Origin of the sequence: Thiocystis violascens DSM 198, from assembly GCF_000227745.2 — a bacterium.
GTDB lineage: Bacteria > Pseudomonadota > Gammaproteobacteria > Chromatiales > Chromatiaceae > Chromatium > Chromatium violascens.
Window position 1 is genome coordinate 4,704,008 of record NC_018012.1, and the last position, 13,614, is coordinate 4,717,621.

Sequence of the window (13,614 nt, forward strand, 5' to 3'; positions counted from 1 at the left end):
ACGCCTCACTCCCAAGAAGTCAAACGATACGACTCCCATTGGCTCCGAGGCACGGCACGGAGAACGGGGATATTTGTTTGCTTCATGCGTCTACAATAGACCCTTTTTCGAGGACGACCGCGATGAGCGACCCCATGAAAAACCTCCCCCGCCGACCGGTGATCCTGATGATTCTGGACGGCTTCGGCGTCAATCCCGCCAAGGCCAACAACGCCGTCGCGCTGGCCAATACACCAAATCTGGATCGCTATTTTTCGAACCACCCGCATACCACCATCCAGGCCTCGGGTCTGGCGGTCGGTCTGCCGGACGGTCAGATGGGCAATTCCGAGGTCGGCCACATGTCGCTCGGCTCCGGCTGCGTGGTGCGTCAGGATCTGGTGTTGATCGACCAGGCAATTACCGATCACAGCTTTTACGAGAACCGCGTGCTGGTCGCCGCCGCCAAGGCCGCCGCGGCCGCTGGCCGGCCGATTCATCTGATGGGTCTGGTGTCGGACGGCGGCGTGCACAGTCATGTCAGCCATCTGGTCGCGCTGATCAAACTCTGTAAGTTCCAGGGCGCGCGTCCCATGGTCCACCTGTTCACCGACGGTCGCGATACCGCCCCGCGTTCGGCGCTCAATTATCTGAACGCCGTCGAAGGCGCGCTGGAGGTTGCGGGCGGCAAGGTTGCCACCGTCTCCGGGCGCTATTACGCCATGGATCGGGACAATCGCTGGGACCGCACCGAATTGGCCTGGCGGGCCATGGTGGATGGCGAGGGAGAGCAGGCAGGCAGCGCGCGCGAGGCGATCCAGGCATCCTATGCCGCCGGGCAGGACGACGAGTTCATCCGTCCCACCATCGTTGCGGGCGGCGAACCGATCCAGGACGGCGATCAAGTGGTTCACATCAATTTCCGCAAGGATCGCCCGCGCCAGTTGGTCATGGCCTTTTTCAAGCCCGATTTCGACCACTTCGACCGGCGTGGCGTGACCGGCGTCAAGGTCACCTGCATGATGGAATATGACGAATGGTTCGGACTGCCCTTCGCCTTCGACCACGACATGCCCAAGACCACGCTCGGACAGATCCTGAGCGACGACGGTCTACCGCAGTTCCACTGCGCCGAGACCGAGAAATACGCCCATGTCACCTTCTTCTTCAACGGCGGGCGCAGCGATCCCTTTCCGGGCGAGGAACGGGCGCTGATCCCCTCGCCCAAGGTCGCCACCTACGATCTGCAACCCGAGATGAGCGCCCCGGCGGTCGCCGATGCCGTGATCGAGGCGCTCTCGCGGCGCACGTTTCCCTTCATCGTGGTCAACTTCGCCAACGGCGACATGGTCGGTCACACCGCCGTGCGCGCGGCGGTCATCGCGGCGGTCGAGACGCTGGATCGGGAGGCCGGACGGGTCATGGATGCGGCGGTAGAAGCCGGTTACTCGGTGATCCTCACCGCCGATCACGGCAACTGCGACGAGATGGTCGATCCGGTCACCGGCGAGCCGCACACCCAGCACACGCTCTATCCGGTGCCCTGTCTGATCGTCGACGAAACGCCCTGGCGTCTCTCGATCGGCGGCGGACTTCAGGACATCGCGCCCACGGTGCTGAACCTGATGGGCATTCCGGTGCCGGAGCGGATGGACGGCCACTCGCTCCTGCTCGGCCCGGTCACGGTCTGACCGATGCGGGTCTATCTGGATCTGCTGCGCGATGTCGTCGAGAACGGACTCGATAAATCCGACCGAACCGGGGTTGGCACCCGTTCGGTATTCGGACGGCAGGTCCGTTTCGATCTGCGCGAAGGTTTCCCGCTGCTCACCACCAAGCGCGTGCACACCAAGAGCGTGATTCACGAGCTGCTGTGGTTTCTCTCCGGCTCGACCGACAACCGGCGGTTAAACGCGCAGGGCGTCAGCATCTGGGACGAATGGGCCGCCGAGGACGGCAGCCTGGGGCCGATCTATGGCGCCCAATGGCGCAGTTGGGCCTGTCCCGATGGCCGGGTCATCGACCAGCTTGCCGAACTGGTCGCCACCATCCGCGCCCGTCCCGATTCGCGCCGGCTGGTGGTCTCCGCCTGGAATCTGGCGGACCTGCCGGACGAGTCCATCGGTCCGCGGGACAACGTCCGTGCCGGGCGCATGGCGCTCGCCCCCTGTCACTGTCTGTTCCAGTTCTACGTCGCCGGGGGGCGTCTGTCCTGCCAGCTCTATCAACGCAGCGCCGATCTCTTCATCGGGGTGCCCTTCAACATCGCCAGCTATGCCCTGCTGACACACTTGATCGCCCAGCAATGCGACCTGGAGGTCGGCGAGTTCATCCACAGCTTCGGCGATCTGCATCTCTATCGCAATCATCTGACCGACGCCATCGTCTTCGAGCAACTCGCCCGCGAGCCCCGGCCACTGCCGACCTTGCGTTTATCGCAGCGTCCAGCCAGTTTGTTCGACTATCGTTTCGAGGAGATCGAGATCGTTGGCTACGATCCGCATCCGGCGATCCGCGCGCCAATTGCCGTTTAAGACGGTTTCCCGAGAAGATCAACGCAAGCCAGTCGCCGCATCGTCTGTCGCGATCCAACGCGGCGGTAGCGTGCCCGCGCCCCTGGGAGCGCCGGCTTGCTCGCGGTGTCCCTGAAACCGTTCGTGGTGTGCCAGAAGGCGTTCGTGGTGTGCCAGAAGCCGTTCGTGGTGTGCCAGAAGCCGTTCGTGGTGTGCCAGAAGCCGTTCGTGGTGAGGCCCTCGAACCACGAACGGCTTCACGCGCCAAGGCTCCGGATTTCCCGTCCGTCCCATTCGACCTGAATCATGACGGTTTAAAGACATTTTCGTGACAATCGGCTAGGCTCTTCGGACCGACCACCCGGTCTAACAGGTTCTCGCGAGCGCCTCGTCTCGATTCGTCACCCGTGAAACATCCTTTCGCCTTGCCCGACACGCTTCACCCGCGCCTTGCCTGGGGCACTGCGCTGCTGTTCATCGCTCTCTGGTATGTTCTTGCCCAAACGGCCATGAACCAATGGTTCCAGATCAACCCCTGGTCCTCGACCTATCCGCGCGATTTGACCGCTCACCTTTTGCTTGGCGCACTGCTTTTTGGAATGGCGCGCTCGCTGCCCCGCTTCATGCTCGCCACGGCGGTTCTGTTCACCTCGCTGACCCTCGGCAATGCACTGAAGCTCGCGATTCTTGGCGCCCCGGTGACGCCGGACGATTTCGTCGCGGCGCGGCATCTGTTTCTGCTGTTCGGCGGCTGGCAGTTCGCGGGCGCGGTCCTGATGGTCGCCGCGCCGCTGGTTCTGCTCGGCTGGATGATCGCCTGGCGCCAGCGCCGGACCTGGATCAATCTGGGTGTCCTGGGTTTTGGCGTCGGTCTGCTTGTCGCCTTCCCCGCGTCGCTCACCCAGGCCATGGACGCCCGTTTCGGCCACTCGGTCTGGAATCAGCCCGCCAATTTTCAGATGCGCGGTCTGCCGATTCATCTGCTCCAGGAAACCGCGCGCAATCTGTCGCGGCGCGAGACGCCACCGACACGCGCAGAGGTCACCGCGGCGTTGACCTCGCTCGCGGATGTTGAAGGACGCGACCTGCTTAAGGTCGCCGGCGCTCCCGATCTTCCACGACGCAATCTGCACATGATCGTCCTGGAATCCTTCTGGGATCCGCTTGCGCTGACCGCGTCCGAGCTGTCCGCCGATCCGCTCGATCCCGAGTTCCGCGCGTTGTGGACCGCCGCCGGCCATTCGCACGCGCTCGCGCCGGTGTTCGGCGGCTATACCGCCAATACCGAATTCGAGGTGCTGTGCGGCTTCCCCGTCACCCGCGACAACGTCTTTTTCGAGGGCGGTTTGCGCCGCGACGTCCCCTGTCTGCCGCGCCATCTGGTGGACGCCGGTTATCGCACCTTTGCCTCGCACCCCAATTCGGCGCCCTTCTGGAACCGGGTCAATGCCTATCGGCGAATCGGTTTCGAGACCTATTGGTCTGACCGGGATTTCGTCCTCGATGACATGAACCGCGAGTTTCTCAGCGACGCGTCGCTGTACCGTCAGGTGCTGGAACGCCTGGAACCGACGTTGCGTCAGTCGCAACCCGTCTTCAATTACGTGTTGACCTATTTTGGCCATCTGGATTACCCGCTGAACGAGCGCCGCCCGGCGACGATCACCGCGGCGCAAGGGCATGACATGGTCGCGGCCTACGCCAACACGCTCTCTTACAAATCGCGCGAACTCATGGCCTTTCTGCGCGAACTGCGGCGACGCGATCCGGACGGGCTGATCGTGCTGTTCGGCGATCACCTGCCTTTTCTTGGCCCCAACTTCGGTGGCTACACCGAATCCGGATTGCTCGCCAGCCAGCGCAGCGACTTCACGGATAGAATGTTTCGCACCCTGGTGGAGACGCCGCTGGTGGTGATCGATGGCCGGCGCGGTCCCGTGGCGGTCGGCGATCTGTCGTTCTATCAATTGCCCGCGCGCTTGCTCGCGCTGCTGGGCGATCAGCGCCCCTCCATCATGGCGTTGACGCTTCGGCCACCAAGGGCGGCTCACCTCCGGCCGCTACCCGGTCTGTCGGTTTTGATCGAGGGCGACAGTGTTAGTACCTGTCGGGGCGCGGAACTGGCGCCCGGCGACACCGAGGCCAGTCACGCCAGCGCCTGCGGCGCGTCGTCGGACTGGCTCAAGGCGGTGGAGCGACTGAGGGCGGATCTGTTCAGCGGGGCACAACATGCGCTGCTGGATCTTCACGCGCCACGGGCGGAGTTCCGGGAAGCGGCACTGACGCCAAGGGTCAAACCGCGCGATTAAGAAACCGTCCAGCAATGATTTCCCGAATCGTTGAAACCGATGGCCAAGTCGCCCGCTTGCGGGCGACGCCGATATTTCGCTCGGATCAGGCCAACACCTGTCCGACCGCCTCGCAGAGCAGCCCGAGTTCGACATCCGAAATGAGATAGGGCGGCATCAGATACACCAGCCGCCCGAACGGACGCACCCAGACGCCCTGCTCGACGAATCGGCGCTGGATCTCGCGCATCGCCACCGGCTGCTCCATCTCCACCACGCCGATGGCGCCCAGCACGCGTACCTCCGCCACGCCAGGCAGTCCGCGACAGGGTTCCAGTCCTTCCGTCAGACCAGCCTCGATCCGGCGGATGTTCGCCTGCCAGTCGTCCGCCAGCAGCAGTTCGAGACTGGCATTGGCGATGGCGCAGGCGAGCGGATTGCCCATGAAGGTCGGACCGTGCATGAAGACGCCCGGCGTGCCGGACGAAATGGTGCGCGCGACCCGCTCGGTCGCCAGCGTCGCGGCCAGGGTCAGATAGCCGCCGGTCAGCGCCTTGCCGACCGTCATGATGTCGGGCGAAATGCGGGCATGCTCGCAGGCGAACAGCCGGCCGGTCCGCCCAAAACCGGTGGCGATCTCGTCGGCGATCAGGAGCACCTCGAAGCGGTCGCAGAGCGCGCGGACCTGTGCCAGATAGTCCGCGCTGTAGAACCGCATCCCGCCCGCGCCCTGGACGATGGGCTCCAGGATGACGGCGGCCAGTGCGTCATGATGACGCTCGATCAGCTCGGCGAAGGGCGCGATGTCTTCCGGTTGGCAGGGTTCGCCAAACCGGCTGCTCGGCGCGGGCGCGAAGAGCTGTTGAGGCAGGACGCGACCGAACAGATGGTGCATCCCGGTCACCGGATCGCACACCGACATCGCATTGAAGGTGTCCCCATGGTAGCCGGAACGAATGGTCATGAGCCGATGCTTGTCCGGGCGTCCCGAGGCGATCCAGAACTGGAGCGCCATTTTGATCGCGACCTCCACCGCGACCGAGCCCGAGTCGCAGAGAAAAACCTGCTGGAGCGGCTCCGGTGTCAGTTCGACCAGCGAGCGCACCAGACGCATCGCCGGCTCGTGGGTCAGCCCGCCGAACATGACATGCGCCATCCGGTCGAGCTGATCGCGCGCGGCCTGGTTCAGTGCCGGATGATTGTAGCCATGGATGGCGCACCACCAGGATGACATGCCATCGAGCAGCACCCGGCCGTCCAGGAGTTCCAGATAACAGCCATACGCCGCGCGCACCGGATAGACCGGATCGCGGTCGAGGGTCGAGGTATAGGGATGCCAGGCATGGGCCTGGTCGATGGCAAGGATGTCGGCGCTCTCCACGAAACTGGGGTCTCCGGTTCAGGATCGGTTCAGGGTGTGTTGGATAGGATGTGCTCAACGACGGGAGATTGGGCTCCCGCCGCATCCACCGAGGATTTCAACGATGCAACGTCAACGTCTGCTTCTTTCGCTGGCCACCGCCTTCCTGACTGGTTCGCTGCTGCTACCGACCCTGGCGGCGGCCGATGGACCCCGCTATCGCGGGGACGATGACCGGCATGAACGGTATGACCAATATGACCGATATGATCGCTGGGAGCCGCCAAGACACGCGAAACGGCATGACCGGCACGATCACGACCGTCGTTATAGCAAGATCTATATCCAGAGCCCGCCTCCCCGGCCACGGGTGATCTATCGGGATCCTCCTCCCCGGTATCGCGCGGACAATGGACTCACCATCATCTATCGCGGCGTGTTTGACTGATCGGCGCGACCGCCTGGCGTCGGCGCGGGCGCGGTTTCAATCCGGCGCGAAGCGTTTCGCTAGGCCGGAGCGCCTGCACCAGCCGCGACTGTGCTAGATTCGCGCCTACCGTCACCGGCAGGAGAACCGGGAGCCCGTTCGCCATGCGCCTCGCCAGACTTGTTTTCGCCGCACTCATTCTACTCTCTCAGCCCCTGGCCTGGGCCGGTCGCGGCCAGGACGGACAACGCTCGCCGAGCGAAGCCGGCGAGATTGCCAGCCGGCAGACCGGCGGCCGGGTACTGGCGGTCAAACCGGCCGACGGCGGCTATCGGGTGAAGGTACTGACGCCCGATGGTCAGGTGCGTTACGTTTTTGTGCCAGGCCGCTAACAGCGCGTCGCGCCGCGCATCATGCATCTCCTGATCGTCGAGGACGAACCCGAACTGCGCCGTCAGATCGTCGCGCGTCTGACGCGCGACGGCTGCATCGCCGAGGGTACCGGCGACGGTCAGGAGGGGCTCTATCTGGCCAGCGAATACAGCTTCGACGCGGCGGTCATCGACCTGGGGCTTCCCGGACTCTCCGGCCTGGAGATCATCCGTCAACTGCGCGTGCGCGAAAGCCTGCTGCCCATCCTCATCCTGACCGCCCGCGACCGCTGGCAGGATAAGGTGGAAGGTCTGGAGGCCGGCGCGGACGATTATCTGGTCAAACCCTTCCAGTCCGAAGAACTCCTCGCCCGTCTGCGCGCGCTGGTCCGGCGCGCCGCTGGGACCGCCTCGCGCGCGCTGCGCCGGGGTCCGTTGCGCCTGGATCTGACGACCGAGAAGGCATGGATCCACGACCGTCCGCTGGATCTGACCGCCTACGAATACCGTCTGCTCGAACAGCTCGCGGCCAGCCAGGGCAAGGTGCTCTCCAAACAGGCGCTGGCCGACCGGCTCTATCCGCATGACGAGGACCGCGAGAGCAATGTCATCGAGGTGTTGGTCGGGCGGCTGCGACGCAAACTCGATCCGGACGGCTCGCTTGCCCCCATCGAAACCCTGCGCGGACGCGGGTATCGCCTGACCCTGACCGATGCACCCACCAAGGGCGGCGCGGGATGATGTCGCTGCGCACGCGCGTGGTGCTGTCCGCCGCCGCCGTGCTGACCGTCTTCATCCTCCTGACTAGCCTCGCCTTGGAGCGCGCGGTGCGCGAGACCGCCGAATCCGCGCGCGAGGAGCGCTTGCAGGCGCAGATCTTTCTGCTGATGGCGGCGGGCGAGGAGGAATCGTCGGGGTTGGTGTTTCCCAATGCGCTCGCCGAATCCCGGCTCACCCTGCCGGGCTCCGGGCTGTACGCACTGGTCCTAAACGCGCTGGGCGATCCGATCTGGCAATCCCCGTCCGCCGTGGGCGTGGACATCCCGCTGCCCCAGCCGCTCGCCCCCGGACAGCGGCGCTTCGAGCGCCGGCAGGGAAGCGACGGACAAGAAGACTATCTAGTGCTCGGGTTCGGCGTGTCCTGGGCCACCGGCCCGGTCCCGCAGGACTACAGCTTCGTCGTCGCCGAGGATGCGTCCGCGTTCGAGTCCGAGGTGAGCCAGTTTCGCGCCAGTCTCGCCGGTTGGCTGGGCGCCATGGCGCTGCTGATGCTGGTGGCGCTGGTGCTGATTTTACGTTGGGGACTGACGCCTCTACGTCGGGTCGCGGCGGAGGTGGCAGCCATCGAGTCCGGTGATCGGACGCAGATCCAGGGCCGCTATCCCGCCGAGATCCGCGCCCTGACCGGCAATCTGAACGCCCTGCTCGCCCATGAGCGGGCGCGTCAACGGCGTCTCGACAATACGCTCGGCGACCTTGCCCACAGTCTCAAGACACCGCTCGCGGTCATGCGCGGCGCGCTCGACGAAGAGGACTCTCCAACCGCTGACCTGTTGCGGGAACAACTGGCGCGCATGGGGACGATCGTCGAGTACCAGTTACAACGGGCGCGTGCCAGCGGCCAGCCGTTGGCGACACTGGCCCCTCCGATCCCCGTGCGGCGGGTCGCGGAACGCCTGTCGGCGTCCCTGGCCAAAGTTCACCGCGACAAATCGGTGGCGGTCACGCTAGACATTGATCCGACGGCCGATTTTCGTGGCGTCGAGGGAGATCTATTCGAGATGCTCGGCAATCTGCTGGAAAACGCCTTCAAGTGGTGCGGACAGCGGATCCGCGTCTCCGGCGCATCCAGTCGGGGCGTCCTGACCATCACGGTCGAGGACGACGGCCCCGGCATCCCGCCCGACCAGGCGATCCGACTTCTCGAACGTGGGGCGCGCGCGGACGAGGCAACGCCTGGACATGGCATCGGACTCGCCGTGGTGCGCGAGCTGTGCGAGGCGTATGGCGGCGACATTCGGGTCGAACGCGGTGCGCTGGGCGGGGCGCGAATTCGACTGCGCTTACCGCATTAATCCGCGTCCCGAGAGGGTTGGCGCATGCGTCCGCCGCCGACCATGCTGCATCGGAAGAACTGCCCTACGGTCGTGTGCGAAAACCGATTCGTTGGATGGTCGCGGCTTTTGGTATAACTTGCAGGCCGCCGCCATGATTGTCTCGGAACGCCGCATGACCGATCGCATCCCCGCTCTCGCCGCCTCGCCCAACCCCGCCGAGGCGTTGCGCGCGCAACTCGCCGCCCTGATCCCGGACGCCTTCTCCGAGGGACGACTCGATCCGGCCGCGCTCAAGCGTGCCCTGGGCGAGGAGGCGTTCGTCGCGGGCGAGGAGCGCTATGCGCTGACCTGGGCGGGGAAGAGCGGAGCCTACAAGGTGCTGCAAACGCCCTCGACCGCCACGCTACGTCCAGAGCGCGACCAGTCGGTGAATTTCGACACGGCGCAACACGTCTTCATCGAGGGCGAAAATCTTGAGGTGCTGAAGGTCTTGCAGAAGGCGTATTTCGGCAAGGTCAAGTTGATCTACATCGATCCGCCCTACAACACCGGCTCCGACAGCTTCATCTATCCCGACCGCTTTCAGGAGAGCAAGGAGGACTATCTCAAGCGCATCAATGACCTGGATGACGATGGGAGCCTGATGCGGGAAGGCTTCTTCCGCAGGAACAGCAAGGAGAACGGCCACTATCACAGCAATTGGCTGTCGATGATGCTGCCGCGTCTCTATATCGCGCGGAATTTGTTGCGGGAGGATGGGGCGATCCTGGTATCTATCGACGACCACGAGGCGGCCAATCTGAAGCTGTTGATGGACGAGGTATTCGGTCCGGAAAATCTGGTTGCTCAATTGGTCTGGGAGAAAGGGAGAAAAAACGACGCCAAGCTGTTCTCCGTAGGCCACGAATACATGCTTCTTTACACGCGTAGCATGGTTAAGCTCAAGGAAAATAAGACGGTTTGGCGTGAGCCAAAGCCGGGAGCCAAGGCGATTGTTGCCAGATGGCGCGAGTTGAAACGCGACTGTGGCGAGACCGACTACGCGGCGCAACAGACAGCATTGCGCGATTGGTACAGATCGCTACCGGACGCGCATCCATCCAAAAAACTCAGCCGTCATAAATGGGTCGATCAATGGGGGCCGTGGCGGGACCGGGATATTTCCTGGCCGGGTGGTGGCGGTCCGCGCTATGACGTGCCGCATCCGGTGACGAAGAAGCCGTGCAAAGTACCAGAGCGGGGCTGGATTTATTCGTCGCCCGAAGAAATGCAGCGTCAGATCAAGCTGGGGCTAGTGCAGTTTCGCGCCGACCACACTGAGCCGCCGTTCCGCAAGGCACATCTTCTGCCAGTACCCGATGAACTGCCCGATGATGAGGAAACGGAATTCGACGATGAGGACATTTCGGATGACGAGATTGGACTTCAGGTTATCGGTAGCGTGCTTTACAAGCAGTCCCAGGTTTCGGTGAAGTACCTGCGCGAACTGATCGGCGGCAAGCTCTTCAATAACCCGAAGGACCATGAAGTGCTTGCCCGCTTGATTCGCTATTGCATGGGCGACGACGACAGCGGTTTGGTGATGGATTTCTTTGCCGGTTCCGCCAGTACCGTAGAGGCCGTGCTGACCCTCAATGCGAAGGAAGGCGGAAATCGGCGCGTGCTCGCCGTCCAGCTTCCAGAGCCATGCGATGAGAAAAGCGCGGCGTTCAAGGCTGGCTATTCAACCATTGCGGCCTTGAGCCGGGAGCGTATTCGCCGCGTCATCGAACGGCTCAACGCCGAGGCGGATCTGTTGAATCCAATCGCCAGCGATCTTGGCTTCAAATCCTTCCGGCTCACCCCATCCAACTTCAAGCAATGGCGCGGCGACGACATCGACACGCCCGAGCAGTTGGCCGAGCAGATCGAGCTGTTCACTAAGTCTGAAAAAGACGACGCACAGGTCGAGAACATGCTTTACGAACTGCTGCTGAAATTCGGGCAGGAGCTGACCACGCGTATCGAGACGCTGAAGATCGAGGACGGCGGGGTGTTCGCCATCCACCAGCGCCAGATGCTCTTCATCCTGGACGGCTTCAGCGCCGCCATGAACCAGCCGCTGATGGATCTCAAGCCGCGCGAGATCATCGCCATCGACAGCGTCTTCCAGGATTCGGACACGCTCAAGACCAATCTGGACCTGCAATGCCGCGACGCGGGCATCAAGTTCACCTGTTTGTGAGGCGACGAGATGTCTGGCGTTCGATCGCTGACCATCACGGGTTATAAATCCATTCGCGAGCTGCGCGACTTTCCCCTGCGCGACTTGAATGTGCTCATCGGGGCCAATGGCGCGGGCAAGAGCAATTTCATCGGTCTGTTTCGCTTGCTCAATGAGATGTACGAGCAACGATTACAGCTCTATATCCAGACCCAGGGCGGTCCGGATGCCATGTTGCATTTCGGGCGCGGCGTAACGGACCGACTTCATGCCGAGTTCTATTTCGCCAACAATGGATACAAATTCGACTTGCTTCCAACCAGCGATAACCGCTTGGTGTTCGAGCGTGAGGTGAGCTGGTTTGGCGGGGTCTATTACAAATCGACTTCCAGCATCACACTCGGCACCGGACATGATGAATCCAAGCTGAAGACCGCTCCGGACGGATATTCGCCCTATGTGCGTCAGTCGGTGAGCAACTGGCGCGTCTATCATTTTCACGACACCAGCGAACGGGCCAGGGTCAAGCAGAAGCTGCCAACCAACGACAATCTGCGCCTGAAACCCGACGCGGCAAATCTCGCCGCTTATCTGCGCCTGTTACGCGAAAGACATGTTGGAGAATACGAGCGCATCGTCGCCACCATTCGGTTGGTGGCGCCCTTCTTCGACGATTTCGTGCATCGCGAAGGCGATCCCGAGACCGTCGAGCTTGAATGGACACAGCGGGGCAATCCGGATACGCCGTTCAAGGCGCACATGCTCTCGGATGGCACCTTGCGGTTCATCTGTCTCGCCACCCTGCTGTTGCAACCGGTGCGTCTGATACCAGACACGCTCTTGATCGACGAGCCCGAATTGGGCCTGCATCCCTACGCCATTACCGTGTTGGCCGATATCTTCAAGCAGGTGGCGGAGCAGCGTCAGTTGATCGTCTCCACGCAGTCGGTGGAATTGGTCAACGAGCTGGTGCCCGAGGATGTGATCGTGGTCGATCAGGAAGAGGGTACATCGATCTTCCGCCGCTTCACCGCCGAGGAACTCTCCGGCTGGCTGGAACAATATGCCTTGGGCGAGTTGTGGAAGCGCAACGTGCTGGGCGGGCGACCCTGATGGTCGAGGTGATCGTCTTCGCCGAGGGGCCGACCGAGGAGCAGTTCATCAAGCGACTCGTCGCGCCAGCCTTGCGTCACCTGGAGGTCTTCGTCAAACCCCGGATGCTCAAGACTTCCGCCGAGGCGCGCGGCGGTGCGGTTAGTTTCGAGCGGTTGATGTTCAATGCGCGCAATACACTGCGCCAGAACCCCGACGTGATCCTGACCACTCTGCTCGATCTCTATGGTCTGGAGACATCCTTTCCAGCCTTCGCGGAAGCGAGGATGAAGCAAGACGTGTTCGACCGTCTCGCCTGTCTGGAATCCGCGATGGCGGACGCCATCGTGGCCCATGTCGGCTGCCGCCCTGAGCGATTCATTCCTTACATTCAGCCCCATGAGTTCGAGGGTCTGTTGTTCTCGGATGTCCAGGCCCTGGTGCGAACCGAGCCATCATGGATCGCTCATGAATCGTGCCTCGCTGCGATCCGAACGGCATTCGAGTCGCCCGAGCACATCAACGACAGTTATGAGACCAAACCCTCCCGACGGCTCGAAGCCTTGCTGCGACCTGGCTACAAAAAAACACGCCACGGTCCATTGGCGGCCGAGCGGATCGGCCTGCCACGCATGGAACAGGAATGCCCGCACTTTCGCGGGTGGATGGACAGATTACGTAGCTTGGGGGTCTGATAGCCCGTTAGACTCCAGTTCTAGGCGAACCAGGATGGCCGGCTCCCGCTATTCCTCGAACAAATCCGAATGCGTGCCGGCGCGCACGAAATTGATCCGGTTGCCCGCGACCTGATAAATCAGCAGGAAGTCTCCACCGACATGACATTCACGATGATCGGCCCATTCGCCCTTGAGGGGGTGATCTAGCCACTCGGGACCAATCGGGGCCTCGTTGGCGATGAGCAGGAGCATCACCTCCTTCAGCCGCCGCAGGTCGAAGCGTCCGGAGCGCGACAGCCGTTCCCAGTCTTTCGCGAAAGGCTTGGCATAGTCGGATGCCCTGGGTAGGGCCGCGCGTTTAACGCTGGCCGGTCTTTTCAAAGTCATCGAAGAGGGCTTCAGCGGTCTCGAAGCGGGCGCGGTCCGCCTTCATCATGGCGCGCGACTCGTCGATCGCGGCACGGGTCAGGGCATTGGGCACCTTGAGTTCCAGTGGAAAGGCTTGGTCATGGGCCACGCGCTTGAGCAGAATTCGCACGGCATCCGAAACGGATAGCCCCATGGCCGCCAGGGCCGCGCTGGCCTCGGCCTTCACGTCATCGTCGATACGAACATGCAGCATCGAGGTATGGGCCATCGGGATGTCC

The 13,614-nt window shown here is 62.9% G+C and carries 13 protein-coding genes; 10 read left to right on the plus strand and 3 right to left on the minus strand.

Features of this window, described 5'->3' with window-relative positions; translation table 11 throughout:
* The first annotated feature begins 122 nt into the window (after window positions 1-122).
* The 3 genes from gpmI (at window position 123) to THIVI_RS20930 (ending at window position 4,801) form a co-directional block, all read left to right on the plus strand.
* Complete coding sequence (gpmI, locus tag THIVI_RS20920; protein ID WP_014780516.1) at window positions 123-1,670, plus strand: 2,3-bisphosphoglycerate-independent phosphoglycerate mutase; 1,548 nt, start codon at window positions 123-125, stop codon at window positions 1,668-1,670.
* Window positions 1,671-1,673: 3 nt separating this feature from the next.
* The gene (locus tag THIVI_RS20925) at window positions 1,674-2,513 is read left to right on the plus strand and encodes a thymidylate synthase (protein ID WP_014780517.1); all 840 of its coding nucleotides are present in this window, start codon (window positions 1,674-1,676) and stop codon (window positions 2,511-2,513) included.
* Window positions 2,514-2,899: 386 nt separating this feature from the next.
* Window positions 2,900-4,801, plus strand: coding sequence for an LTA synthase family protein (locus THIVI_RS20930; protein ID WP_245537324.1), 1,902 nt, complete (start codon window positions 2,900-2,902; stop codon window positions 4,799-4,801).
* Between the two features lie 85 nt (window positions 4,802-4,886).
* Here the strand turns inward: THIVI_RS20930 and bioA are convergent, their stop codons facing one another.
* Window positions 4,887-6,161: an adenosylmethionine--8-amino-7-oxononanoate transaminase gene (bioA, locus tag THIVI_RS20935; protein ID WP_014780520.1), complete on the minus strand. Its 1,275-nt coding sequence runs from the start codon at window positions 6,159-6,161 to the stop codon at window positions 4,887-4,889.
* 103 nt (window positions 6,162-6,264) lie between these two features.
* Between bioA and THIVI_RS23095 the strand changes: the two genes are divergently transcribed.
* The 7 genes from THIVI_RS23095 to THIVI_RS20970 all read left to right on the plus strand — a co-directional run bounded on the left by THIVI_RS23095 (window position 6,265) and on the right by THIVI_RS20970 (window position 12,985).
* Complete coding sequence (locus tag THIVI_RS23095) at window positions 6,265-6,588, plus strand: hypothetical protein (RefSeq protein ID WP_014780521.1); 324 nt, start codon at window positions 6,265-6,267, stop codon at window positions 6,586-6,588.
* A 143-nt stretch (window positions 6,589-6,731) separates the two neighbouring features.
* On the plus strand, window positions 6,732-6,959 hold the full coding sequence (locus tag THIVI_RS20945) for a PepSY domain-containing protein (RefSeq protein ID WP_014780522.1): 228 nt from the start codon (window positions 6,732-6,734) through the stop codon (window positions 6,957-6,959).
* A gap of 21 nt (window positions 6,960-6,980) precedes the next feature.
* Window positions 6,981-7,679, plus strand: a complete 699-nt coding sequence (locus THIVI_RS20950) for a response regulator transcription factor (RefSeq protein ID WP_014780523.1) — start codon at window positions 6,981-6,983, stop codon at window positions 7,677-7,679.
* The gene (locus THIVI_RS20955; RefSeq protein WP_014780524.1) at window positions 7,676-9,013 is read left to right on the plus strand and encodes an ATP-binding protein; all 1,338 of its coding nucleotides are present in this window, start codon (window positions 7,676-7,678) and stop codon (window positions 9,011-9,013) included. The genes THIVI_RS20950 and THIVI_RS20955 overlap by 4 nt, the downstream gene beginning before the upstream one ends.
* A gap of 118 nt (window positions 9,014-9,131) precedes the next feature.
* On the plus strand, window positions 9,132-11,219 hold the full coding sequence (locus THIVI_RS20960; protein WP_157174527.1) for a site-specific DNA-methyltransferase: 2,088 nt from the start codon (window positions 9,132-9,134) through the stop codon (window positions 11,217-11,219).
* A gap of 9 nt (window positions 11,220-11,228) precedes the next feature.
* Window positions 11,229-12,311 (plus strand): AAA family ATPase, encoded by a 1,083-nt coding sequence (locus THIVI_RS20965; protein ID WP_014780526.1) that lies wholly within the window; start codon window positions 11,229-11,231, stop codon window positions 12,309-12,311.
* Entirely contained in the window at window positions 12,311-12,985 is a 675-nt protein-coding gene (locus THIVI_RS20970) for a DUF4276 family protein (protein WP_014780527.1), read from the plus strand. The genes THIVI_RS20965 and THIVI_RS20970 overlap by 1 nt, the downstream gene beginning before the upstream one ends.
* A 48-nt stretch (window positions 12,986-13,033) precedes the next feature.
* On the opposite strand, the gene THIVI_RS20975 is transcribed toward THIVI_RS20970, so the two are convergent.
* On the minus strand, window positions 13,034-13,354 hold the full coding sequence (locus THIVI_RS20975) for a type II toxin-antitoxin system YafQ family toxin (RefSeq protein WP_014780528.1): 321 nt from the start codon (window positions 13,352-13,354) through the stop codon (window positions 13,034-13,036).
* Window positions 13,326-13,604, minus strand: a complete 279-nt coding sequence (locus THIVI_RS20980) for a type II toxin-antitoxin system RelB/DinJ family antitoxin (RefSeq protein WP_014780529.1) — start codon at window positions 13,602-13,604, stop codon at window positions 13,326-13,328. Before THIVI_RS20980 ends, THIVI_RS20975 begins: the two co-directional genes overlap by 29 nt.
* Window positions 13,605-13,614: the final 10 nt, after the last annotated feature.

Bases quoted from the DNA above. Each gene is read 5' to 3' on its own strand.
- THIVI_RS20970 (WP_014780527.1), top strand. From the start codon at position 12,311: ATGGTCGAGGTGATCGTCTTCGCCGAGGGGCCGACCGAGGAGCAGTTC.
- THIVI_RS20945 (WP_014780522.1), top strand. From the start codon at position 6,732: ATGCGCCTCGCCAGACTTGTTTTCGCCGCACTCATTCTACTCTCTCAG.
- THIVI_RS20975 (WP_014780528.1), bottom strand. From the start codon at position 13,354: ATGACTTTGAAAAGACCGGCCAGCGTTAAACGCGCGGCCCTACCCAGG.
- gpmI (WP_014780516.1), top strand. From the start codon at position 123: ATGAGCGACCCCATGAAAAACCTCCCCCGCCGACCGGTGATCCTGATG.
- THIVI_RS20965 (WP_014780526.1), top strand. From the start codon at position 11,229: ATGTCTGGCGTTCGATCGCTGACCATCACGGGTTATAAATCCATTCGC.
- THIVI_RS20980 (WP_014780529.1), bottom strand. From the start codon at position 13,604: ATGGCCCATACCTCGATGCTGCATGTTCGTATCGACGATGACGTGAAG.
- THIVI_RS20950 (WP_014780523.1), top strand. From the start codon at position 6,981: ATGCATCTCCTGATCGTCGAGGACGAACCCGAACTGCGCCGTCAGATC.
- THIVI_RS20925 (WP_014780517.1), top strand. From the start codon at position 1,674: ATGCGGGTCTATCTGGATCTGCTGCGCGATGTCGTCGAGAACGGACTC.
- THIVI_RS23095 (WP_014780521.1), top strand. From the start codon at position 6,265: ATGCAACGTCAACGTCTGCTTCTTTCGCTGGCCACCGCCTTCCTGACT.
- THIVI_RS20955 (WP_014780524.1), top strand. From the start codon at position 7,676: ATGATGTCGCTGCGCACGCGCGTGGTGCTGTCCGCCGCCGCCGTGCTG.